Source organism: Klebsiella sp. 28 (assembly GCF_018223905.1).
Taxonomy (GTDB): Bacteria; Pseudomonadota; Gammaproteobacteria; order Enterobacterales; family Enterobacteriaceae; genus Klebsiella; species Klebsiella pneumoniae.
In genome coordinates this window covers 117,551-138,728 of the sequence record NZ_JAGRQY010000070.1, presented here as the reverse complement: position 1 = coordinate 138,728, position 21,178 = coordinate 117,551, and the positions used below count along the sequence as shown (strand labels likewise).

At 56.5% G+C, this 21,178-nt stretch carries 18 protein-coding genes; 10 read left to right on the top strand and 8 right to left on the bottom strand.

Translation table 11 applies throughout. The annotated features are described in order from the left end of the window. Positions 1-66: 66 nt before the first annotated feature. Positions 67-537, bottom strand: a complete 471-nt coding sequence (gene argR, locus KHQ28_RS13315; protein ID WP_002918625.1) for a transcriptional regulator ArgR — start codon at positions 535-537, stop codon at positions 67-69. 414 nt (positions 538-951) lie between these two features. Between argR and mdh the strand changes: the two genes are divergently transcribed. Beyond that, entirely contained in the window at positions 952-1,890 is a 939-nt protein-coding gene (gene mdh / locus KHQ28_RS13310) for a malate dehydrogenase (RefSeq protein ID WP_002918570.1), read from the top strand. Between the two features lie 136 nt (positions 1,891-2,026). Here the strand turns inward: mdh and degS are convergent, their stop codons facing one another. The 3 genes from degS to zapG form a co-directional block, all read right to left on the bottom strand. Continuing rightward, positions 2,027-3,085 carry an outer membrane-stress sensor serine endopeptidase DegS gene (gene degS / locus KHQ28_RS13305; protein ID WP_002918568.1) on the bottom strand — a complete coding sequence of 353 codons (1,059 nt, stop codon included), beginning with the start codon at positions 3,083-3,085 and terminating at the stop codon, positions 2,027-2,029. Between the two features lie 87 nt (positions 3,086-3,172). Further along, positions 3,173-4,540 carry a serine endoprotease DegQ gene (degQ, locus tag KHQ28_RS13300; RefSeq protein WP_032418329.1) on the bottom strand — a complete coding sequence of 456 codons (1,368 nt, stop codon included), beginning with the start codon at positions 4,538-4,540 and terminating at the stop codon, positions 3,173-3,175. 173 nt (positions 4,541-4,713) lie between these two features. Further along, the gene (zapG, locus tag KHQ28_RS13295) at positions 4,714-5,112 is read right to left on the bottom strand and encodes a Z-ring associated protein ZapG (protein ID WP_002918565.1); all 399 of its coding nucleotides are present in this window, start codon (positions 5,110-5,112) and stop codon (positions 4,714-4,716) included. A gap of 190 nt (positions 5,113-5,302) precedes the next feature. Here zapG and zapE point away from each other — a divergent pair, with 190 nt between their 5' ends. The 7 genes from zapE (at position 5,303) to KHQ28_RS13260 (ending at position 9,809) form a co-directional block, all read left to right on the top strand. Further along, positions 5,303-6,430, top strand: coding sequence for a cell division protein ZapE (gene zapE / locus KHQ28_RS13290; protein ID WP_023313690.1), 1,128 nt, complete (start codon positions 5,303-5,305; stop codon positions 6,428-6,430). Positions 6,431-6,695: 265 nt separating this feature from the next. Further along, positions 6,696-7,124, top strand: a complete 429-nt coding sequence (gene rplM / locus KHQ28_RS13285) for a 50S ribosomal protein L13 (RefSeq protein WP_002918559.1) — start codon at positions 6,696-6,698, stop codon at positions 7,122-7,124. Positions 7,125-7,139: 15 nt separating this feature from the next. Continuing rightward, positions 7,140-7,532, top strand: coding sequence for a 30S ribosomal protein S9 (gene rpsI / locus KHQ28_RS13280; protein ID WP_000829818.1), 393 nt, complete (start codon positions 7,140-7,142; stop codon positions 7,530-7,532). Positions 7,533-7,589: 57 nt separating this feature from the next. Next, positions 7,590-7,874, top strand: coding sequence for a hypothetical protein (locus KHQ28_RS13275; protein ID WP_135801240.1), 285 nt, complete (start codon positions 7,590-7,592; stop codon positions 7,872-7,874). Further along, entirely contained in the window at positions 7,844-8,482 is a 639-nt protein-coding gene (gene sspA / locus KHQ28_RS13270) for a stringent starvation protein SspA (protein ID WP_002918467.1), read from the top strand. The genes KHQ28_RS13275 and sspA overlap by 31 nt, the downstream gene beginning before the upstream one ends. 3 nt (positions 8,483-8,485) lie before the next feature. Beyond that, positions 8,486-8,980, top strand: a complete 495-nt coding sequence (gene sspB, locus KHQ28_RS13265) for a ClpXP protease specificity-enhancing factor (RefSeq protein ID WP_002918465.1) — start codon at positions 8,486-8,488, stop codon at positions 8,978-8,980. A gap of 124 nt (positions 8,981-9,104) precedes the next feature. After that, complete coding sequence (locus tag KHQ28_RS13260) at positions 9,105-9,809, top strand: N-acetylmannosamine-6-phosphate 2-epimerase (protein ID WP_002918463.1); 705 nt, start codon at positions 9,105-9,107, stop codon at positions 9,807-9,809. Positions 9,810-9,863: 54 nt separating this feature from the next. Here KHQ28_RS13260 and KHQ28_RS13255 read toward each other — a convergent pair whose 3' ends face one another. Both KHQ28_RS13255 and gltB read right to left on the bottom strand, forming a co-directional pair. Further along, complete coding sequence (locus KHQ28_RS13255) at positions 9,864-11,282, bottom strand: glutamate synthase small subunit (protein WP_002918461.1); 1,419 nt, start codon at positions 11,280-11,282, stop codon at positions 9,864-9,866. A gap of 9 nt (positions 11,283-11,291) precedes the next feature. Further along, the gene (gene gltB / locus KHQ28_RS13250) at positions 11,292-15,752 is read right to left on the bottom strand and encodes a glutamate synthase large subunit (protein ID WP_004144939.1); all 4,461 of its coding nucleotides are present in this window, start codon (positions 15,750-15,752) and stop codon (positions 11,292-11,294) included. A 673-nt stretch (positions 15,753-16,425) separates the two neighbouring features. Between gltB and KHQ28_RS13245 the strand changes: the two genes are divergently transcribed. Beyond that, positions 16,426-17,358 (top strand): TIGR01212 family radical SAM protein, encoded by a 933-nt coding sequence (locus KHQ28_RS13245; RefSeq protein ID WP_002918455.1) that lies wholly within the window; start codon positions 16,426-16,428, stop codon positions 17,356-17,358. 52 nt (positions 17,359-17,410) lie between these two features. Here KHQ28_RS13245 and KHQ28_RS13240 read toward each other — a convergent pair whose 3' ends face one another. Together KHQ28_RS13240 and KHQ28_RS13235 are read right to left on the bottom strand one after the other, a co-directional pair. After that, positions 17,411-18,694, bottom strand: coding sequence for an MFS transporter (locus KHQ28_RS13240; protein WP_002918453.1), 1,284 nt, complete (start codon positions 18,692-18,694; stop codon positions 17,411-17,413). Positions 18,695-18,779: 85 nt separating this feature from the next. Continuing rightward, entirely contained in the window at positions 18,780-19,796 is a 1,017-nt protein-coding gene (locus tag KHQ28_RS13235) for a Zn-dependent oxidoreductase (RefSeq protein ID WP_002918451.1), read from the bottom strand. A 296-nt stretch (positions 19,797-20,092) separates the two neighbouring features. On the opposite strand from KHQ28_RS13235, the gene uxuA reads away from it, so the two are divergent. Next, positions 20,093-21,157, top strand: a complete 1,065-nt coding sequence (gene uxuA, locus KHQ28_RS13230; protein ID WP_002918448.1) for a mannonate dehydratase — start codon at positions 20,093-20,095, stop codon at positions 21,155-21,157. Positions 21,158-21,178 lie beyond the last annotated feature (21 nt).

Here is a 21,178-nt window from a genome sequence, read left to right as displayed (position 1 = left end):
TGCCGGAAGGGGGGAGAGGCAAAAGAAAAGGGAGTCGCCCTCTGACGGTAGCCAGAGGGGAATTACTCAGAGTTCCTGCTCAAACAGAACCAGAATGGCGTCGTGCAGATCTTTCACCGTAAAACCGCGCGCAGGCGTGGTAAAGATGGTGTCATCCCCGGCGATACTGCCAAGAATGCCTTCCGCTTTGCCCAGCGAGTCGAGAAGACGGGCGATCAGCTGCGCGGCGCCGGGGCTGGTATGAATCACCACTACGGCATCGTTATAGTCGATATCCAGCACCAAATTCTTCAGCGGGCTGGAGGTGGTCGGTACCCCAAGCTCGGCAGGCAAGCAATAGACCATTTCCATTTTGGCGTTACGGGTACGTACCGCGCCAAATTTGGTGAGCATGCGGGAAACCTTCGATTGGTTGATATTCTCGAAGCCCTCTTCCTGCAGCGCCTGGACGATCTCTCCCTGCGAGCTGAATTTCTCTTCTTTAAGCAGCGCTTTAAACGCTTTAACCAGTTCTTCTTGTTTTGCCGAACTTCGCATAAGTCACCCAGATTATGGTGGTAAAATCAACATCATTATGCATAACCATGAATTTTTATGCAAATAATCCGCGAAAGGATAGGTCAATAATGTTATGAAGGGGGCATATTTTAGCAAAAAAACCGTATAAGGAACATGTTCTCATCACAACGCTTAAAGCCATGTAAAAGTAAATGAAATGTTATTGAGTTGGTGTTGTTTTGCGCAACTGGCTGGGTGTATTGTAACCAATAGTCGATCCGGTACTTCGCTTTGCTGGATGGTCAGTCAGGAAGCATAAAGTGCGCCGCTGTTCTATTGCTACGCACAATAATGCATTCTTCAGCCATAATCATTGTAATTGTTCATCTTGTGAATTAAGGTCCAGGCGACGGAATAACGAAAGACTAAATTAACCATAATAAGGAGTTTAGGATGAAAGTTGCAGTCCTTGGCGCTGCCGGTGGTATCGGCCAGGCGCTTGCCCTACTACTTAAGACCCAACTGCCTTCAGGTTCAGAGCTCTCGTTGTACGACATCGCTCCGGTTACGCCGGGCGTGGCGGTAGATCTAAGTCATATCCCCACAGATGTAAAAATTAAAGGATTTTCCGGTGAAGACGCTACTCCGGCGCTGGAAGGCGCGGATGTAGTGCTGATCTCCGCGGGCGTGGCGCGTAAGCCCGGCATGGATCGTTCCGACCTGTTTAATGTGAATGCGGGTATCGTGAAGAACCTCGTGCAGCAGATTGCCAAAACCTGCCCGCAGGCCTGCATCGGCATTATCACCAACCCGGTGAATACCACCGTGGCTATCGCCGCCGAAGTACTGAAAAAAGCCGGCGTGTACGATAAAAACAAACTGTTCGGCGTTACCACGCTGGACATCATCCGTTCCAATACCTTTGTGGCGGAGCTGAAAGGTAAATCGGCAACCGAGGTGGAAGTCCCGGTCATTGGTGGTCACTCCGGGGTCACCATTCTGCCTTTACTGTCGCAGATCCCCGGCGTCAGCTTTAGCGATCAGGAAATTGCCGACCTGACTAAACGTATTCAGAACGCCGGTACCGAAGTCGTGGAAGCGAAAGCGGGCGGCGGGTCGGCGACCTTGTCGATGGGCCAGGCGGCTGCCCGTTTTGGTCTCTCTCTGGTTCGCGCCATGCAGGGGGAAAAAGGCGTGGTGGAGTGCGCCTACGTGGAAGGCGACGGCCACTATGCGCGTTTCTTCTCCCAGCCGCTGCTGCTGGGGAAAAACGGCGTGGAAGAGCGACAGTCTATCGGCAAACTCAGCGCCTTTGAACAGCAGGCGCTGGAGGGCATGCTGGACACCCTGAAGAAAGATATCGCGCTCGGCGAAGACTTCGTCAACAAGTAATCTCGCCCTAACAGAAGAGCCGGAACCGCTGTTCCGGCTTTTTATTGTCCAGCATTCATGGAAACCGGGTTTCTGGTCAGATTCCCGGCCGGTCCGGTATTTAGCGATTAACGTGGCTCCCCAAACGGGGAGCCGTTTAGTTGGTGGCCGGGTATTCCTGGACGGCGATATGGAGCGTGATTTTCTTATCATCACGCATGATGACCACCGGAATTTCCGATCCCGGGCGGATCTCGGCCACCTGATCCATCGTCTCCAGCGCCGAGACGGCGGGTTTGTCATTCACGGAGATGATCACGTCGTTGGCGCGGATCCCGGCTTGCGCCGCTGGACCGTCCGGGGCCACATCGTTAACGACGATCCCCTGAATCTGATCGATCCCTCCGCCCTGCGCGTGCAGCGGGGCGATCTCCCGGCCGCTAATGCCGATATAGCCGCGGATCACCCGGCCATCGCGGATCAGTTTATCCATAATTTTGGTCGCTAACTGGAACGGGATCGCAAAGCCAATGCCTTCCGGCGTTTCGCCGTCATTGCTCTTGTCAAAGGAGAGGGTGTTAATCCCCATCAGCTCGCCGAGGGAGTTCACCAGCGCCCCGCCGGAGTTACCGTGGTTGATCGAGGCGTCAGTCTGCAGGAAGTTCTGGCGGCCGGTCGGATTGAGGCCAATGCGCCCTGTGGCGCTGATGATCCCCTGGGTGATGGTCTGACCCAGGTTATAAGGGTTGCCAATCGCCAGCACCACGTCGCCGATGTGCGGCGTGCGTTTCGGATTGATCGGGATCACCGGCAGCCCGCCGGTAGCATTGATCTTGAGCACGGCGAGATCGGTGAGGGAATCGGATCCTACCAGCAGCGCTTCGAAGACGCGGCCGTCCTGCAGGGCGACGATAATCTGATCGGCATCGTTGATAACATGCTTGTTGGTCAGGATATAGCCGCGCTGATCCATAATCACCCCTGAGCCAAGCGTCAGCTGATTATGGCTGGTGCTGTTCAGGGCGCGGTTATAGACGTTCACCACGGCGGGCGCCGCGCGGCGCACCGCGGCGTTATAGCTCGCCGGGGAGTCGTCTGCCGTATCGTTCTGGGTAGTCGGCGCCAACTGCCACTGGCGCAGCGAGGGCATCAGGGCCAGCAGCAGACCCCCGACAAGCAAACCGATGAGTACTGAACGTAATAACTTTCCAGGCATGATGCAGATATCGTTAATGAATGGTCAGGCGCAGCATAGCATGAGTTGTCCGGACATCGCACATGGCGGCGATGCCCGGAGAGACAATCAGCGCAGCAGCAGATAGATGCTTTCGTTGCCGCGGATCACGTTCAGGGCGATGACCGGCGGTTTGCCTTCGAGCGCTTTGCGCAGTTCGGCAATTGAGTGAATACGCTGCCGGTTAAGGCCAATGATAATGTCATCCTTATGCAGACCGACCTGGGCGGCGGCGCTGCCTTTATCCACATTATCGATCACCACTCCTTTGGTGCCATCTTTCATCTGGCCGTCGCTGAACGAGGCCCCCTGCAGCGCCGGGATAATCAGTTCCGCGCTGGCGGTTGAGGAGGTGCTCTTATCCAGGGTCACTTCGACATCGACCGGCTTTCCATCGCGCAGCAGGCCCAGTTTGACCTTGGTACCCGGCTCGGTGGTGGCGATCCGCGAACGCAGTTCGGCGAAACTGTTCAGCGGTTTGCCGTTCAGACTCACGATGACGTCCCCGGATTTAATCCCCGCTTTGGCGGAGCCGGAGTTTGGCAGGACTTCACTGACGAAGGCGCCGCGCTGAACGTTGAGATTCATCGCTTTGGCGATGTCGGCGCTCATTTCCATGCCTTTAATGCCCAACAGGCCGCGCTTGATTTCGCCAAACTGAATAAGCTGGTCGGCGAGGGTTTTCGCCATATTGCTTGGAATGGCAAAGCCGATGCCGATGCTGCCGCCGCCCGGCGCGAGGATCGCGGTGTTGATCCCGATAAGCTCGCCGTTGAGGTTCAGCAGCGCGCCGCCGGAATTGCCGCGGTTAATCGAGGCGTCGGTCTGAATGAAATTCTCCAGCCCTTCAAGGTTCAAGCCGCTGCGGCCAAGGGCAGAGATAATGCCGGATGTGGCGGTCTGGCCAAGGCCGAACGGGTTGCCGACGGCGACGGCGAAGTCGCCGACGCGAAGTTTATCAGAGTCGGCAATGGCGATTTGCGTCAGGTGGCCTGGCTTAATCAGCTGCAGCAGAGCGATATCGCTCTGTTCATCGCTCCCGACCAGTTTGGCATCGAACTCACGGCCATCGTTCAGCTGGACGCTGATCTTCTGCGCCTGATTGATGACGTGGTTATTGGTCAGCACATAGCCTTTCGCCGCGTCGATGATAACGCCGGAGCCGAGCCCTTCAAACGGCTGCGCCTGCTCCTGCGGGGCGTTATCGCCAAAATATTTTTTCAGCTCTTCCGGCATATTGAGCGTCGGCGAGGCAGTGCCTTCCACCTGTACGCTAACCACCGCCGGCAGAACCTTTTCCAGCATCGGCGCCAGGCTTGGTAACGCGCCCTGGCCGGGCACCTGAGTCGGTAAGGATGCCGCTGCCGGAGGCAGGACCGACAACGATAACCCAATGCTAAACGCTAACGCACTCAACAGCAAAGTCTGTTTCTTCATTAGATGCTGGCTCTCGTAACCTGAGGTGTATGGAAAAATGTCCTGAATAACCTGATGTTATTGAATTTTTGCACAGGTAACAACGTGGGGACTGGTTTAAATTGTAGCCGGGAAGTGGGGGAAGGAGCGGGCGCGACGGGCGCGCCCGGAGAATATTTTAATCGCAGCGAGGCTTAATCGCGTTTTGCGCCTCCGCGCAGTAAACCGGATGCGCCCTCGGAGTAGTCGCGCGGCATCTGGACCGGCGCCTGATCGTTGCTGGCTTCAGACTCTTCCAGACGGTTGCGGAACGGGTTGGCGTCTGCCATCGAGTCCGGCAGCAGGTTGTTAGAGCTTTTCGCCATATGCTGATATAGCTGACGATAGTCGTGCGCCATGTTATCCAGCAGTTCGGCGCTACGCGCAAAGTGGCTCACCAGCTCTTCACGGTACTCTTCAAGCTCGGCTTTATTCTTTTCCAGTTCGTACTGCAGCGCCTGCTGTTGGCGCAGTTTGCGGTTGCCGAAACGCATGGCGACGGCACCAATGATGATACCGACGACTAACCCAATTAGCGCGTATTCCCAGGTCATGAACATCTCCCGTTGTATTGTGGTTCCGTAGGGTGGCTCTTAGGCTCTCCGCCTGCGCCCGATAGTGCCACTATAACCGCTAATTCCACAGAAGTGGAATCCTGGCGTATCATCGCGTAGTGTAGAACGGCCTTTTTTTCGTCAATCGTGAGCTTCGGCATTACGGTTTTCAAGGAATAACAATTAGATCATGCAAAGCCTGTCTCCAACATCGCGTTACCTTTTAGCCCTGAAAGAGGGCAGCCATCAACCCGACGACGTCCAGCAAGAAGCGGTGAGCCGCCTTGATACCATTTACCAGGAACTGCAGACGCAGCCCGCGCCGGTCGCGTCAGGCGGCGGTTTGCGCGCGAAATTCGGCAAACTGCTGGGTAAGCGCGAGCCGGCTGCCGGGACGGCACCTGTCCGCGGCCTGTATATGTGGGGCGGCGTGGGGCGAGGCAAAACCTGGCTGATGGACCTGTTTTACCAGAGCCTGCCGGGCGAGCGTAAACAGCGCCTGCATTTCCATCGTTTCATGCTGCGCGTACACGAAGAGCTGACCACCCTGCAGGGACATAGCGACCCGCTGGAGATCGTCGCCGACCGCTTTAAAGCGGAAACCGACGTGCTCTGTTTCGACGAGTTTTTTGTCTCCGATATTACCGACGCCATGCTGTTGGGCGGGCTGATGAAAGCCCTGTTCGCCCGCGGCATCACCCTGGTGGCGACCTCCAATATTCCGCCGGATGAACTCTATCGCAATGGCCTGCAGCGGGCCCGTTTTCTGCCGGCGATCGACGCCATCAAGCAGCATTGCGATATTATGAACGTCGATGCCGGCATCGATTATCGACTGCGTACCCTGACGCAGGCGCACCTGTGGCTGTCGCCGCTGAATAACGACACCCGCGAACAGATGGATAAACTGTGGCTCGCGCTGGCGGGCGCGCCGCGCGCTGCCGGGCCGACGCTGGAGATTAACCATCGCGAGCTGCCTACCCTCGGCGTAGAAAACCAGACGCTGGCGGCGTCATTCGCCACGCTATGCGCGGATGCGCGCAGCCAGCATGACTATATCGCGCTCTCCCGACTGTTCCATACGGTGATGCTGTTCGACGTGCCGGTGATGACCGCGCAGCTGGAGAGCGAGGCCCGCCGCTTTATCGCTCTGGTGGATGAGTTTTACGAGCGCCATGTAAAGCTGGTGGTCAGCGCGGCAGTGCCGCTGTACGACATTTACCAGGGCGAGCGGCTGAAGTTTGAGTTCCAGCGCTGTCTCTCGCGTCTGCAGGAGATGCAGAGCGAAGAGTACCTCAAACGTCCGCATATGCCCTGACAGGGGACTTTTTCAGACGGATTCAGGGCCGCAAGGCCGCCCCGGGCGCGGCCTGAAAAATCTCATAAAGGGGTCGATCTTTGACCCCGACTTCTCTATAATCTTGCGACCCCACGTTACGAGAAGGTTTTTTTCCCGAAACTTTCTATGCGCCGGCATAGGCTATTCGAAGGGGTAGGTTTGCTGGACAATGTCGTGTGAACCTCAACTGACTAAACGTTTGGGTGTTCACCAACGTGTAACTTATTATTTGGGTAAGCTTTTAATGAAAACTTTTACAGCTAAACCAGAAACCGTAAAACGCGACTGGTATGTTGTTGACGCGACCGGTAAAACTCTGGGCCGTCTGGCTACTGAACTGGCTCGTCGCCTGCGCGGTAAGCACAAAGCGGAATACACTCCGCACGTTGATACCGGTGATTACATCATCGTTCTGAACGCAGAAAAAGTTGCTGTTACCGGCAACAAGCGCGAAGACAAAATGTACTACCACCACACCGGCCACATCGGTGGTATCAAAGAAGCGACCTTTGAAGAGATGATTGCCCGCCGTCCTGAGCGTGTGATTGAAATCGCGGTTAAAGGCATGCTGCCAAAAGGCCCGCTGGGTCGTGCTATGTACCGTAAACTGAAAGTTTACGCGGGTAACGAGCACAACCACGCGGCACAGCAACCGCAAGTTCTTGACATCTAATCGGGATTATAGGCAATGGCTGAAAATCAATACTACGGCACTGGTCGCCGCAAAAGTTCCGCAGCTCGCGTTTTCATCAAACCGGGCAACGGTAAAATCGTTATCAACCAGCGTTCTCTGGAACAGTACTTCGGTCGTGAAACTGCCCGCATGGTAGTTCGTCAGCCGCTGGAACTGGTCGACATGGTTGAGAAACTGGATCTGTACATCACTGTTAAAGGTGGTGGTATCTCTGGTCAGGCTGGTGCGATCCGTCACGGTATCACCCGCGCTCTGATGGAGTACGACGAGTCCCTGCGTTCCGAACTGCGTAAAGCTGGCTTCGTTACTCGTGACGCTCGTCAGGTTGAACGTAAGAAAGTCGGTCTGCGTAAAGCACGTCGTCGTCCGCAGTTCTCCAAACGTTAATTGTTTTCTGCTCACGCAGAACAATTTGCGAAAAAACCCGCTTCGGCGGGTTTTTTTATGGATAAAACGGCTGTTATCCACAAGCATAGCGCCGGTTCTCGCCACTTTTTCAGCATTTCCAGAATCCCCTCACCACAACGTCTTCAAAATCTGGTAAACTATCATCCAATTTTCTGCCCAAATGCTGGTGATTGTTCATTTTTTGTTTTATTCGTGAACGAAGGTGACATCGCGCTAATGGGGTTTTTACATCTGGCTGGTCATGAGTGGCCGGCAGCAGTACAAAATTCTGAATATACCTGGAGGTTTTCATGGCTGTCGCTGCCAACAAACGTTCGGTAATGACGCTGTTTTCTGGTCCTACTGACATCTATAGCCATCAGGTCCGCATTGTGCTGGCCGAGAAGGGTGTCAGTTTTGAGATAGAGCACGTGGAGAAGGATAACCCGCCTCAGGATCTGATTGACCTCAACCCGAATCAAAGCGTACCGACGCTGGTGGATCGTGAGCTCACTCTGTGGGAATCCCGCATCATTATGGAGTATCTGGATGAGCGTTTCCCGCACCCGCCGTTAATGCCGGTTTATCCGGTGGCGCGTGGTGAAAGCCGCCTGTATATGCAACGTATCGAGAAGGACTGGTATTCGCTGATGAACACCATCCAGAGCGGTACCGCAGCGCAAGCTGATGCTGCGCGTAAGCAGCTGCGTGAAGAACTGCTGGCCATCGCGCCGGTCTTCACCCAGAAACCTTACTTCCTGAGCGATGAGTTCAGCCTGGTGGACTGCTACCTGGCGCCGCTGCTGTGGCGTCTGCCGGTTCTTGGTGTGGAGCTGGTTGGCGCTGGCGCGAAAGAGCTCAAAGGCTATATGACTCGCGTATTTGAGCGTGATTCCTTCCTCGCTTCTTTAACTGAAGCCGAGCGTGAAATGCGCCTCGGTCGGGGCTAAATAATGGATGTATCACAGCTGACGCCGCGTCGCCCGTATCTGTTACGGGCGTTTTATGACTGGCTGCTGGATAACCAGCTGACGCCGCACCTGGTGGTGGATGTGACGCTGCCGGGCGTGCTCGTGCCGATGGAGTACGCGCGCGATGGGCAAATCGTTCTCAATATTGCCCCGCGTGCGGTAGGCAATCTCGAGCTGGCGAACGACGAAGTGCGCTTCAACGCGCGCTTTGGCGGGGTACCACGCAACGTGTCTGTCCCGCTGGCTGCGGTACTCGCCATCTACGCCCGTGAGAACGGCGCTGGTACGATGTTCGAACCGGAAGCGGCCTATGACGAAGACGTCAGCAGCCTCAACGATGATGACGTCGCGCCGGAGAGTGAAAGCGAAACGGTGATGTCGGTGATCGATGGCGATAAGCCGGATAATCACGACGACGATCCTGACGACACGCCGCCGCCGCGCGGTGGTCGCCCGGCGCTGCGCGTGGTGAAGTAAATCCCTTCTCTGACAGGCCCTGCGGGGCCTGTTTTTTTGTCTGTCCGCTTTGTTAACTCTGCCACAAACGAGGCGTCCTATGGCTGGTATCGTCATCGCCACAGGTAGTTTTTAGGGAGCAGACATGTCTTTACTCGCACAACTGGACCAGCGTATCCGTCATCATGGCGGATTAATTGTCTCCTGCCAGCCGGTGCCGGGCAGTCCGCTGGATAATCCCGCTATCGTCGCGGCAATGGCGCTGGCGGCTGAGCAGGCGGGAGCGGTAGCGCTGCGCATCGAAGGCCTGGCCAACCTGCAGGCCGTTCGTCCGTTAGTGACAGTGCCCGTTATTGGGTTGATCAAACGCGATTTGCCCGATAGCCCGGTGCGTATTACGCCATGGCTGGAAGATATCGACGCGCTGGCGCAGGGCGGAGCGGATATTATTGCTATTGACGGCACCCAGCGTCAGCGTCCGGCGTCAGTGTCGGCGCTATTAGCAGAAATTCATCAGCTGGGGAAAGTGGCGATGGCCGATTGCTCATCTCTCGACGATGCACTCGAGTGCTGGCAGTTGGGGGCTGAGATTGTCGGCACGACTCTCTCCGGCTATACCGCAGAGGAGACGCCGGATGAGCCGGATCTGGCGCTGGTGCAATGCCTGAGCGCGGCGGGCTGCAGAGTGATTGCCGAAGGGCGCTATAACACGCCTGCCCAGGCGGCGGAGGCGATGCGCTGCGGCGCGTGGGCGGTGACCGTCGGCTCGGCGATTACCCGCCTGGAGCATATCTGCGGCTGGTATAATACGGCGCTGAAAGCGGCGGTTTGCCCGGCGAATGAGCAATAAAAAAGCCCGATGACGTTAACCATCGGGCTTTTATGCGTGAGGCTCCGGACCTAATCAGACTTCAAGGTAGTTGAGGATCCCGTCCGCCGCTTTACGACCTTCGGCAATCGCGGTGACCACCAGATCGGAACCGCGAACGATATCGCCACCGGCGAAGATTTTCGGGTTGCTGGTCTGGAAGGCGTTTTCGCTGCCTTCCGGGGCGATAATACGGCCCTGGGAGTCCAGTTCGACGCTGTGCTTCGCCAGCCACTCCATGCTGTGCGGACGGAAGCCAAACGCCATGACTACGGCGTCAGCCGGCACCACGTGCTCAGAGCCGGGGACGATCTCCGCGCGGCGGCGGCCCTTCGCATCCGGCTGGCCCATTTCGGTGCGCGCCATCTTCACGCCGCAAACCTTACCGTTGGCATTCACTTCCACGCCCAGCGGCTGGACGTTAAACTGGAACTCAACGCCTTCTTCGCGCGCGTTTTTCACTTCGCGTTTTGAGCCGGGCATGTTCTCTTCGTCACGGCGATAGGCGCAGATCACGTGCGCCGCATTCTGACGGACGGAGGTGCGTACGCAGTCCATCGCGGTATCGCCACCGCCGAGCACCACCACGCGTTTGCCTTCCATGCTGACATAGGGCTCATCGGCGGTTTCACCAAAGCCCATGATCTGCTTAGTGTTAGCGATCAGGAACGGCAGCGCGTCGTAAACACCCGGAGCGTCTTCGTTGTCCAGTCCACCGCGCATCGACTGATAGGTCCCGACGCCGAGGAACACCGCATCGTACTCCTTCAGCAGGTCGTCGAGCTGCACGTCGCGGCCCACTTCGGTATTGAGTTTGAACTCAATGCCCATGCCGGTGAAGATCTCCCGGCGGCGGGTCATCACCTCTTTTTCCAGCTTGAACGCCGGGATACCGAAGGTCAGCAGGCCGCCGATTTCCGGATGGCGGTCAAATACCACCGCCTTGACGCCGTTACGGGTCAGCACGTCGGCGCAGGCGAGGCCCGCCGGGCCAGCGCCGATGATCGCGACGGTTTTACCGGTCGGCTTCACGTCGGAGAGATCCGGACGCCAGCCCATCTCGAATGCCTTATCGTTGATATAGCGTTCGATGTTGCCGATGGTCACCGCGCCGAACTCATCGTTCAGCGTACAGGAGCCTTCACACAGGCGGTCCTGCGGGCAGACGCGCCCGCAGACTTCCGGCAGAGTGTTGGTTTGATGCGACAGCTCGGCCGCTTCAAAAATACGCCCCTCGTTGGCCAGCTTCAGCCAGTTCGGGATGTAGTTATGCACCGGGCACTTCCATTCGCAGTACGGGTTGCCACAGGAGAGGCAGCGATCCGCCTGCGCCTTGGCCTGGCCTTCTGAAAACGGCTCGTAAATTTCCACAAACTCAATTTTACGGATCTTCAGCGGTTTCTTTGGCGGATCAACGCGCTGCAGGTCGATAAATTGATAAACGTTCTGACTCATCTTAACCCCTTACTGCGCCTGCACCCGCAGCTCAGCTGCGGAACGACTACGGTGACCCAACAGTGCTTTAACATCGCTGGACTTTGGTTTAACCAGCGCAAACTTCGCGGAGAAGGCCGGCCAGTTGGCGAGGATCTCTTCGCCGCGTTGCGAACCGGTAAGCTGTACGTGCTCGGTGATTAAACCGCGCAGGTGCTCTTCATGGATGGCCAGAGAATCAACGTCCAGCACTTCCACCAGCTCCGGATTCACGCGTTTGCGGAAGTCGCCATCTTCATCCAGGACATAGGCAAAGCCGCCGGTCATCCCTGCGCCAAAGTTGACGCCGGTTTTTCCGAGCACGCAGACGATGCCGCCGGTCATATATTCGCAGCCGTTGTCGCCGATGCCTTCCACCACGGTGATGGCGCCGGAGTTACGCACGGCGAAACGCTCGCCCGCGCGGCCTGCGGCGTACAGACGACCACCGGTCGCGCCGTACAGGCAGGTGTTGCCGATAATACTGGCTTCATGGCTGCGGAACGCAGAGCCCACCGGCGGACGAATGGCCAGCAGACCGCCCGCCATGCCTTTCCCGACGTAGTCGTTGGCGTCGCCAGTCAGATGCAGTTCCACGCCGCCGGCGTTCCACACGCCGAAGCTCTGGCCCGCGGTGCCGCTAAAGTGAGCGACGATCGGGTCGCCCGCCAGTCCCTGGTCGCCATGGGTCTGGGCGATATACCCGGACAGCGAGGCCCCCACGGAGCGGTCGGTGTTACGGATATCAAACCAGAACGTCTTGCTCTGCTTTTCATCCACGTACGGTTTCGCCTGCTGCAGCAGCTGGGCGTTGAGCACGCCGTTATCGAACGGTGGGTTGTTCTCGGTGCAGTACAGCGCTTTGCCCGGATGCGGCTCTGCGGTCTCCAGCAGTTTACCCAGATCCAGTTTCTGCTGCTTGGCGGTGAACCCATCCAGCTCTTTGAGCAGATCGGTGCGGCCAATCAGATCCACCAGACGCTTGACGCCCAGCTGGGCCATCAGCTCGCGGGTCTCACGGGCGATAAATTCAAAGTAGTTGGTCACTTTGAACGGCAGACCGTGATAGTGATTCTTACGCAGTTTGTCATCCTGGGTCGCCACGCCGGTAGCGCAGTTGTTCAGGTGGCAAATACGCAGGTATTTACAGCCCAGCGCGACCATCGGGCCGGTACCGAAACCGAAGCTCTCCGCGCCGAGGATCGCCGCTTTGATGATATCAAGACCGGTTTTCAGGCCGCCATCCACCTGCAGACGGATCTTATGACGCAGACCGTTAGCGACCAGCGCCTGTTGGGTTTCCACCAGGCCGAGCTCCCACGGACAGCCGGCATATTTCACCGAAGAGAGCGGGCTCGCCCCGGTGCCGCCGTCGTAGCCGGCGATGGTGATCAGGTCGGCATAGGCTTTGGCCACGCCGGTGGCGATGGTGCCAACGCCCGGCTCAGAAACCAGTTTGACCGAAATCATCGCTTTCGGATTGACCTGCTTGAGGTCGAAAATCAGCTGCGCCAGATCCTCGATAGAGTAGATATCGTGGTGCGGCGGCGGGGAAATCAGCGTGACGCCCGGTACCGAATAGCGCAGTTTGGCGATGTACGGGGTGACTTTATCACCCGGCAGCTGGCCACCTTCACCCGGTTTCGCCCCCTGGGCGACTTTGATCTGGATGACGTCGGCATTGACCAGGTAGGCTGGCGTGACGCCGAAGCGGCCGGACGCGACCTGCTTGATGCGCGACACTTTATTAGTGCCGTAGCGCGCCGGGTCTTCACCGCCTTCACCGGAGTTGGAGAAGCCGCCGATGCTGTTCATCGCTTCCGCCAGCGACTCGTGCGCTTCCGGGCTCAGGGCGCCGATCGACATCGCCGCGGTATCGAAGCGTTTAAACAGCTCCTTCGCCGGCTCTACTTCGTCGATGCTGATAGCGTCTTCGCCTGGGTTGAGCGCCAGCAGGTCGCGCAGCGTGGCCGCTGGACGTTCGTTAACCAATTTCGCGTATTGTTGATAATCGCTGTATTCGCCGCTCTGCACGGCCTGCTGCAGGGTGCGCACCACGTCCGGGTTGTAGGCATGATATTCGCCGCCGTGCACATATTTCAGCAAACCGCCCTGGGCCAGCGGCTTACGCGCCAGCCAGGCGCGTTTCGACAGATTCAGCAGATCCTGCTGGAAGTCGTCGAAGCTGGCGCCGCCGATGCGGCTGACCACGCCCTGGAAGCAGAGATCGGAGACATCGCGATGCAGACCGACCGCTTCGAACAGCTTCGAGCAGCGGTAGGAGGCGATGGTCGAGATCCCCATCTTGGACATGATCTTATACAGACCTTTGTTGATACCGTTGCGATAGTTCAGCATCACCGCACGGTACGGTTTATCGATGGCTTTGCTGTCGACCAGCTTCGCCAGCGTTTCGTAGGCGAGGTATGGATAGATAGCCGTCGCCCCAAAGCCGAGCAGCACGGCGAAGTGGTGCGGATCGCGGGCGCTGGCGGTTTCAACGATGATGTTGGCATCGCAGCGCAGGCTTTTATCGACCAGACGGGTCTGGATCGCGCCAACGGCCATCGGCGCCGGTACCGGCAGACGGTCTTTGGCGATGTTGCGGTCAGAGAGCACCAGCAGCACGGTGCCGTCGCGCACCATTTGCTCCGCTTTATCGCACAGCGCTTTCACCGTCTCGCTGAGGGAGGCCTCTGCCGGGTTGAACGTGATATCGAGGACGTCGGCGCGATAGTGCTCTTCTTCCATCGTCGTCAGCTGTTTAAAATCGGAGTACAGCAGGATCGGCGATTTGAAGCTCAGACGATGCGCCTGGCCTTCCGCTTCGCAGAAGACGTTCATTTCGCGGCCGATGCTGGTAGCCAGCGACATGACGTGCGCTTCGCGCAGCGGGTCGATCGGCGGGTTAGTCACCTGGGCGAACTGCTGACGGAAGTAATCGTAGATAATGCGCGGCTGGCTGGAGAGCACGGCGAAAGGCGTGTCATCGCCCATCGAACCGACTGCTTCCTGGCCATTTTCGCCGAGCACGCGCAGGACGGAGTCCAGCTCTTCCGCGCTGTAGTTAAACTGTTTCTGGTAGCTGGCGAGCGTGTCGTCATCCAGTTGGCGGCTGCCAACCTCTTCGTCTGGCAGATCTTCGAACGGCACCAGGCGACGAACGTTTTTCTCCATCCACTCTTTATACGGGTGGCGGCTCTTCAGATCGTCATCGGTTTCCGCTGAGTGCAGAATGCGTCCGGCACGGGTATCGATAACCATCAGCTCGCCCGGGCCCACGCGGCCTTTCTCGACCACTTCGTCAGGCTGGTAATCCCAGATGCCGACTTCGGAGGCGCAGGTGATGAGCTTATCTTTGGTAATGACGTAGCGCGCCGGGCGCAGACCGTTACGGTCGAGGTTACAGGCCGCGTAGCGGCCATCTGACATGACGATGCCCGCCGGGCCGTCCCACGGCTCCATATGCATGGAGTTAAAGTCGAAGAACGAACGCAGCTCCGGATCCATATCCGGGTTGTTCTGCCAGGCTGGCGGCACCAGCAGACGCATGGCGCGCACGATGTCCATCCCGCCGGCCAGCAGCAGCTCCAGCATGTTGTCCATAGAACTGGAGTCGGAGCCGGTTTCGTTAACGAACGGCGCGGCGTCGTGCAGGTCAGGGATCAGCGGGGTCTGGAACTTATAGGTACGGGCGCGGGCCCACTGGCGGTTGCCGGTAATGGTGTTAATTTCACCGTTGTGCGCCAGGTAGCGGAACGGCTGCGCCAACGGCCAGCGTGGTACGGTGTTGGTGGAGAAGCGCTGGTGGAACAGGCAGATAGCCGACTCCAGGCGCAGGTCCGCGAGGTCCAGGTAGAAGCGCGGCAAATCCGCCGGCATACACAGACCTTTATAGATGTTGACCAGATTGGACAAGCTACAAACGTAGAAATCTTTGTCTTCCTGCAGACGTTTTTCAATGCGACGACGCGCAATAAACAGACGGCGCTCCATATCGCGCGGGCGCCAGCCAGCCGGGGCGTTGACAAAGATTTGCTCAATACGGGGCAGCGAGGAGAGGGCGATTTCACCGAGCACGCCTTCGTTGGTCGGCACATCGCGCCAGCCGACAATCGACAGGGTCTCAAGCTGAAGTTCTTCTTCAACGATGCGGCGCGCCGCTTTAGCCAGCTCAGGATCTTTATTCAGGAACAGCATCCCAACGGCGTAGTTTTTGGCTAAACGCCAGCCGCGCTCTTCGGCAACGATGCGGAAGAAACGATCGGGTTTTTGCAGCAGCAGACCGCAACCGTCGCCGGTTTTACCATCGGCAAGGATTGCGCCACGGTGCTGCATGCGGGCCAGTGCGTGTATTGCGGTTCGCACTACCTTGTGGCTAGGTTCGCCTTCTATGTGGGCGATCAGGCCGAAACCACAGTTATCCCTCTCAAGGGATTTGTCGTACAACATATCAGTGAACCTCCCCAGGCTCTACGGACACCCTCCGATACCGATTGCGCACAGGCACAGAAAGAGCATGGCGACGGGGTTTACACCTCGCATTCGCCCTCTTTAAATCCTTTTCGCATCGGTACACAAGTTTGAGGACTTGCTGTTAAGAGGGAATCTCAATTACTGCATAAATATGATGAGCAGAGTGCTCATCCAGAAAGCTTCCAGCGGATTCCCAACTTATCGGGAATCCACACTTACGTCAAATGGCAATCTTATTAATACAAAAATGTGCTATACACAAGTTAACTAATTGTTATTAAAGAAAATAATGGCAATTTTTATGCTTTGAATACGCCTGCTGGTGGTGCGGCTAGTGTGATCTGTCTCACTGTGCACGCGGCTTTGCATTACCAATATGCGCTGAAATATATTTCATTATTAGCATATTTGACTGCAATATATTTAACTACTGGACATTAATACCGTTTTTTACCAGAAAGCAGATTAGGGCAATGCGAAGATAAAATATAAGGAAAACTCATCACCTGGTGGTTGAATGAAATTGCAGTAATCTTGATTGTTTATGCAATAGGGTTGGTCGCCGCGCTGACGATTGATCCAGGTCATCGCCGTCGGTGACGAAAAGTGGCAGGCTTGGCCCCCTTTGTTGAGGGCGGTCTATCAGATTATGCAGTTACAGAAATTAGTCAATATGTTTGGTGGGGATCTTATGCGTCGCTATGGCGAAAAGGTCCATAAGCTAACGCTGCACGGCGGTTTTAGCTGCCCAAACCGCGACGGCACGCTGGGCCGCGGCGGTTGCACTTTCTGTAACGTGGCATCGTTTGCCGATGAGGCGCAGCAGCATCGCTCTATCGCCGAACAGCTCGCTCATCAGGCGCAGCTCGTCAACCGGGCGAAGCGCTATCTGGCCTATTTTCAGGCCTACACCAGCACCTTCGCTGAAGTACAGGTGCTCCGTTCAATGTATCGTCAGGCCGTCAGTGCCGCAAATATCGTTGGCCTGTGCGTCGGCACCCGCCCGGACTGCGTTCCGCAGGCGGTCCTTGACCTGCTGAGTGAATACCATCAGCAAGGGTATGAGGTATGGCTGGAGCTGGGGCTGCAAACTGCTCATGATAAGACCCTGCATCGCATTAACCGTGGACACGATTTCGCCTGTTATCAGCGTACCGCGCGCCTGGCGCGAGAGCGGGGCCTGAAAGTCTGTGCGCATCTGATCGTCGGTCTGCCCGGAGAGAGCCAGGGGCATTGTCTGCAGACGCTGGAGCAGGTAGTGGCGACCGGCGTGGATGGGATCAAATTGCATCCACTGCATATTGTGAAAGGCAGCATTATGGCCAAAGCGTGGCAGGCCGGGCGTCTCGATGGCATTGAGCTGGAGGCGTATACCGTCACCGCTGGAGAGATGATCCGCCATACGCCGCCGGAGGTGATCTACCACCGTATTTCCGCCAGCGCCCGTCGGCCCACGCTGTTGGCGCCGCTGTGGTGTGAAAATCGCTGGACCGGCATGGTTGAACTGGATCGTTATCTGAATCAGCAGGGCGCTCAGGGCTCGGCGCTGGGCCGTAGCTGGGTTGCTCCCCAGGCTGAGTGAGAAGTACGAGCGTGATGTCCGGAACAATGCGCGGACATCGCGCTCCTGCCATTTATGCCTGGCTGGCTTTCATCGTCACACGCGGAGTTTTGATCACGAACAGCACCAGCAGGGCGCCAAGCGCGGCGATAGTGCCGGCGAGAACGAAAGCGCTGTCAAATTTACCAGTAGACTGCACGATATAGCCGGTAACAATCGGCCCCACGATGCCGGAGACGCTGCCGATAAGATGGATAAAGCCGCTGGCGCCGCCGACGCGGGATTTATGCACCACGTCCTGGATAATCGCCCAGTAGATCGCCCCGGTTACATAGAGGAAAAAGATGGAGACCGACATCAGCAGAACGGCAGGCACGACGCTGCTGACGGTACCCGCCAGTCCCACGCAGATAGCGGCCATCAGCAGGCATACCACCAGCACAATTTTGCGCGACAGCAGCAGGCGCCCGGTGAGTTTAAAAATTTTATCGGAAATATAGCCCCCAAGCGCCAGACCGACAAAGCCGACTATCCATGGGATCATAGTGGTAAGGCTCATCTGTTTAATATCCAGATGGTGCTGTTGTACCAGATAGGACGGGAACCAGCTGAGAAAGAAAAACAGAATATAGTTGTAGCAGAAGAAGGCAAAGGCCGTTACCAGAATAATTGGCTGTTTCAAATAATAACCCAGCGAGTGAGCTGTTTGATTTTCTATTGTTTCCAGCGCGACTTCTTCTTCTTTCATTTTATTAATCAGCTTAAGTTCTTCCTGGCTGACTTTTTTGTGCTTTTCGGGCGAATTAGCGGCAATGAAAAACCACGCTATCATCCATACAATACCGATAGCGAAAATAATCATAAAAGCCGGGCGCCAGCCGAATGCCAGGGCCAGGTAACCGACGATGGGGCCGGCGACCGCGCCGCCCAGCGGAGAGCCTGCGCTGAGAAAGCCGACGGCGGTAGCCGCTTGCTTTTTAGGAAACCAGCCGTTGATCATCTTGTTCGCCGATGCGCAGATCGGGCCTTCCGCCATCCCGAAAAGCACCCGCAGCACCAGCATGGAATAAAAGCCGGTGGCTACCGCGGTTAAGCCGCAAAACAGCGACCACAGACCGACCGCCAGGCCCATTACCAGCGTTGCGCCAAACTTATCCACGGCCAAACCGCCAATAAAATTAAATACCGCGTAGCCGAAGAAAAAGCTGCCGAAAATAATGCCGAACTGTTCAGCGTTAAGTGCAAGGTCCTTTTCAATCATCGGGACCGTAATGGATAATGCCACCCGGTCAAGATAATTTATCATATATACTAAAAATAATAACAGGACGATAATCCAGCGGATATTTTTTCCCATGATAACACCATGCTCATTATATTATTTATATCAGGCGCGGCGGATACGCAGATATCCGTCGGCCGTTATTCTATACGATGCCGGTTTAACCCAGCTGCAGCAGCACTTTGCAGCAGGTCTTACGGTCGTTAGCAAAAATCTCCATGGCCTCTTTCACCTGCTCCAGCGGCATACAATGGGTGATTAACGCCTCCGGACGAATAAGGCCTTTCTCCATCCAGTCGATGACCAGCGGAAAACGCCCGCTGTTCAGCCGGGAGGAGAAAATAGAAATTTCTTTACTGGTGATGCTTTGCTGAGTGAGGGTTGAGGCCTCGCCGGAGAAACCGAGTATACCGATGCGGGCGGCGGGGGAGGCGAGGAGAATGGCTTCCTGCAGGATCGCCGGGTGGCAGGCGGCATCAATGACCAGCGTGGGGGCAAGCTGCCGCTGCGCCAGCTGTTCCGCGAGCGGCTGGTCAGTGTTATCGAGCGTCAGATCGGCGCCGTTTTCCCGGGCCATCTGCAGACGTTCGGCAATGCGATCCACGACGATCACCTGCTTAACGCCATATACCCCCTTTAGCGCCTGAATGATAGTCAGCCCCATCGGGCCAGCGCCGTAAACCAGGGCAATATCTTGCGCCGTGGGCTGCAGCTGGGCGGTAATATTTGCCGCGATGGTAAAAGGCTCAACCATCGTTGCCTGACGGTCGCTGATAGCCTCGGGGATGCGCCAGGCATTTTTCGCCGGCACGCAGGCATAGTCGCTAAATCCCCCGTCGCGGTGAACTCCTATGACCTGGAGCTGCGTACAGACATTCGGCCTTCCTACCGAGCAAGGATAACAATGGCCGCAGCTGACAACGGGGTCCACCGCGACACGCTCGCCGATGCGTGCCGGAGATACCTGCTCGCCGACGGCGTCGATGATGCCATAGAATTCATGGCCGATGACGCGGGGATATTTCGCGAAAGGGTTGTGGCCGTGATAGATGTGTACATCGGAACCACAGATCCCGGCAAAAGCAATTTTCACCCGTACTTCATGGGCGCCCGGAACTGGAACCGGACGTGATTCAATGTTCAGTTGGCCTGGCTCTTTGACGACGACGCTTCTCATTTTGATTCCTTCCATTGTCTTTTTTCTGAACAAATTACGCTACTTTTATTACCATACAAGTATGCAAAACATCATAATCAGGCCTGGATCACATTTGAGAAAGCTCGGCAGAAAAAGCCATGGCATGATTAATCTATTGAAATAAATTGAAAAAAATTATGAATGCGCCGACGCATTTGCCGCTTGCGAGCCGGTCGGCAGGAATGTCATCGCTATCACAACAGCCAACGCTCAATCATCTATGATTACTGGTATGGTAGTAGGGTAAATTAAACTAAGTTGAGCAGGTGAAGACAATGCAGATGACAATGCGCTGGTTTGGACCAGAGGAAGACAAGATTTCATTAGAACATATTCGCCAGGTGCCTGGCGTTGAGGGGGTGGTCGGCGCGCTCTACGACGTCGCGGTGGGCGAAGTATGGCCGGTGGATAAAATTGAGCGTCTGGTCGGTCAGGCCCATGCCGCAGGCCTGAAAATGGAGGTGATAGAGAGCGTCAACATCCATGACGACATCAAAATCGGCCTACCTACCCGTGAGCGCTATATTGCCAACTACCAGCAGACCATCCGCAACCTTGCCCGCTTTGGCGTTAAAGTCATCTGCTATAACTTCATGCCGGTTTTCGACTGGATGAAGACGGATATGAACTACGTCCTGCCGGATGGCTCGCTGACGATGGCGTTTGAGAAGAAAGATATCGATAAGCGGCTGGAAGACGTGGTGAAGGAGGTGCTTGAGAATTCAAACGGCTTCGCCTTGCCGGGCTGGGAGCCGGAACGGCTGGCGGAGGTGCAGACCCTGTTTGCCAAATATAGCGCGGTGGATGATCAGAAGCTGCGGGAGAACCTGGTTTATTTTCTGCAGGCGGTGATCCCGGTTTGCGAAGAGGTTGGGGTGAAAATGGCGATCCACCCGGACGACCCGCCGTACTCCATTTTTGGCCTGCCGCGGGTGGTCAAAAACCGCGACGATCTGGACTGGATCTGCCGGGCCGTCGATTCACCCGCCAACGGCATTACGCTCTGCACCGGCTCGATTGCCGAAGATCCTGATAATGACGTGTACGCCATCCTGGCCGAATTTACCCGGCGTAAGCGAATTCATTTTGCCCACGTCCGCAATATAAAGCTGATGCAGGATAAAGACTTTTACGAGTGCGCCCATCCGTCAGAGTACGGCTCCCTGGATATGTACAAAGTGATGCAAGCGCTGTATGACAACGGATTCGACGGCTATATTCGCCCGGATCATGGTCGCTTTATCTGGGGAGAGACCGGACGGCCGGGCTATGGCCTGTTCGACCGCGCCCTTGGCGTGACCTACCTGAAAGGACTCTGGGAGGCGTTAAGCAAGCGTTAATCCCTCTCCTGATCCCCCTCT

What these genes read in the sequence shown, in the direction of transcription:
- argR (WP_002918625.1), bottom strand. Translation starts at nt 537, where the DNA reads ATGCGAAGTTCGGCAAAACAAGAAGAACTGGTTAAAGCGTTTAAAGCG.
- mdh (WP_002918570.1), top strand. Translation starts at nt 952, where the DNA reads ATGAAAGTTGCAGTCCTTGGCGCTGCCGGTGGTATCGGCCAGGCGCTT.
- degS (WP_002918568.1), bottom strand. Translation starts at nt 3,085, where the DNA reads ATGCCTGGAAAGTTATTACGTTCAGTACTCATCGGTTTGCTTGTCGGG.
- degQ (WP_032418329.1), bottom strand. Translation starts at nt 4,540, where the DNA reads ATGAAGAAACAGACTTTGCTGTTGAGTGCGTTAGCGTTTAGCATTGGG.
- zapG (WP_002918565.1), bottom strand. Translation starts at nt 5,112, where the DNA reads ATGACCTGGGAATACGCGCTAATTGGGTTAGTCGTCGGTATCATCATT.
- zapE (WP_023313690.1), top strand. Translation starts at nt 5,303, where the DNA reads ATGCAAAGCCTGTCTCCAACATCGCGTTACCTTTTAGCCCTGAAAGAG.
- rplM (WP_002918559.1), top strand. Translation starts at nt 6,696, where the DNA reads ATGAAAACTTTTACAGCTAAACCAGAAACCGTAAAACGCGACTGGTAT.
- rpsI (WP_000829818.1), top strand. Translation starts at nt 7,140, where the DNA reads ATGGCTGAAAATCAATACTACGGCACTGGTCGCCGCAAAAGTTCCGCA.
- KHQ28_RS13275 (WP_135801240.1), top strand. Translation starts at nt 7,590, where the DNA reads ATGGATAAAACGGCTGTTATCCACAAGCATAGCGCCGGTTCTCGCCAC.
- sspA (WP_002918467.1), top strand. Translation starts at nt 7,844, where the DNA reads ATGGCTGTCGCTGCCAACAAACGTTCGGTAATGACGCTGTTTTCTGGT.
- sspB (WP_002918465.1), top strand. Translation starts at nt 8,486, where the DNA reads ATGGATGTATCACAGCTGACGCCGCGTCGCCCGTATCTGTTACGGGCG.
- KHQ28_RS13260 (WP_002918463.1), top strand. Translation starts at nt 9,105, where the DNA reads ATGTCTTTACTCGCACAACTGGACCAGCGTATCCGTCATCATGGCGGA.
- KHQ28_RS13255 (WP_002918461.1), bottom strand. Translation starts at nt 11,282, where the DNA reads ATGAGTCAGAACGTTTATCAATTTATCGACCTGCAGCGCGTTGATCCG.
- gltB (WP_004144939.1), bottom strand. Translation starts at nt 15,752, where the DNA reads ATGTTGTACGACAAATCCCTTGAGAGGGATAACTGTGGTTTCGGCCTG.
- KHQ28_RS13245 (WP_002918455.1), top strand. Translation starts at nt 16,426, where the DNA reads ATGCAGTTACAGAAATTAGTCAATATGTTTGGTGGGGATCTTATGCGT.
- KHQ28_RS13240 (WP_002918453.1), bottom strand. Translation starts at nt 18,694, where the DNA reads ATGGGAAAAAATATCCGCTGGATTATCGTCCTGTTATTATTTTTAGTA.
- KHQ28_RS13235 (WP_002918451.1), bottom strand. Translation starts at nt 19,796, where the DNA reads ATGAGAAGCGTCGTCGTCAAAGAGCCAGGCCAACTGAACATTGAATCA.
- uxuA (WP_002918448.1), top strand. Translation starts at nt 20,093, where the DNA reads ATGCAGATGACAATGCGCTGGTTTGGACCAGAGGAAGACAAGATTTCA.